1 protein-coding gene is annotated in these 1,327 nt (G+C 69.6%); it reads right to left on the bottom strand.

The genetic code is table 11. The features are described 5' to 3' along the window. Nucleotides 1-174 precede the first annotated feature (174 nt). A partial coding sequence (locus tag ABD329_RS47755) for an alpha/beta fold hydrolase (RefSeq protein WP_344318283.1) occupies nt 175-1,327 on the bottom strand: 1,153 nt, incomplete at its 5' end.

Here is a 1,327-nt window from a genome sequence, read left to right as displayed (position 1 = left end):
AAGCCCTCAACACCCACACCCAACACCACACCGGCGGCCGCACCCCCTCCGACCTCCCCCTCCTCAACCTCACCCAACACGACATCACCAACCTCGAGAGCGACCTCGAAGCCGAGTGGGCGGACCTGGAGGAGTGAGAGACGTTCGGGGCCCGGGCGCCATGCCCCGGCTGCACTACGGCCGTTCGAGCCGCCGGGCGACAACGGGGCCGATGTGAGCCAGTGCCCGCTGGGTCATCAGGTGATCGTGCGTACTGGGCACACCGTGCGTCCGGATGTCTCCCTCGACGTACGGCGCCCAGGAATCAGCCGTACGCCATGTCGCGATCCGGTGGTCGGTGGGTTCCTCCGTCGCGATGAAGAGGTCCATCTCCCCGTGGAACCGCGGAGGCCGGTGTTCCTTGGCGGCTCGCTCGTGCTGGACGTGGCTGTGGCACAGCGCCGTCAGGATCTCCTCGTCCAGGGAGTACGCCTCGTCCGCCAGGACGTCGAGGAACATGGCCCTGATGTCGCGCTCTCCCGCCTCTGGCAGCGATTCCTCCGCGGGCACGGCCGCCAGGGGGTAGGTGTCGAGCACGGCCAGCAAGGCCACCTCCTCACCCTCCTCCTGGAGTCGCGCCGCCATCGCATGAGCGACGATGCCGCCGAAGGACCAGCCGAGGAGGTGGTACGGCCCGTGTGGCCGTACGGTCCGGATCTGGCGCAGATAGTCCGCCGCGATCTCCTCGACCGTGGCGTGGGGCGTCTCCGTACCGGACAGCCCCCGGGCCTGGAGGCCGTAGACGGGGTGGTCGGCATTGATATGGCGCAGTAGTCCGGAATAGGGCCAGCTGATCCCGCCGGCGGGGTGGACGCAGAAGAGTGGCGCGCGGCTGCCGTGTGGCCGCAGCGGCAACAGGACATCGAGCCCTTTCCGGCCGTCGCCACTCTCCAGGCCGCGGGCCAGCGCGGCCACCGTCGGGGCCTCGAACACCGCCCCTACCGCCACGTCCACTCCCAGCTCAGACCGCACCCGCGACACCAACCGCGTCGCCAACAACGAATGCCCACCCAGATCGAAGAAACCGTCCTCGATCCCCACCCGCTCCACGCCCAACACCTCGGCGAACAAGCGGCACAGCACCCGCTCCACGGCCGTACGCGGCCCCCGCCCCGCACCAGCCCCCCGGACCTCCGGCACCGGCAACGCACGCCGATCCAACTTCCCATTCGCCGTCACCGGCAACCCATTCAGCACCACCCACACACCCGGCACCATGAACTCCGGCAACCGCCCCCGCACAAACTCCCGCACCACCCCCACATCACACCCACCCCCAGCAGGGACC

This window comes from Streptomyces javensis, assembly GCF_039525925.1.
Classification (GTDB): domain Bacteria; phylum Actinomycetota; class Actinomycetes; order Streptomycetales; family Streptomycetaceae; genus Streptomyces; species Streptomyces asiaticus.
The sequence above is the reverse complement of the archived record's forward strand: the minus strand, read 5'-3'. Positions and strand labels throughout refer to the sequence as shown.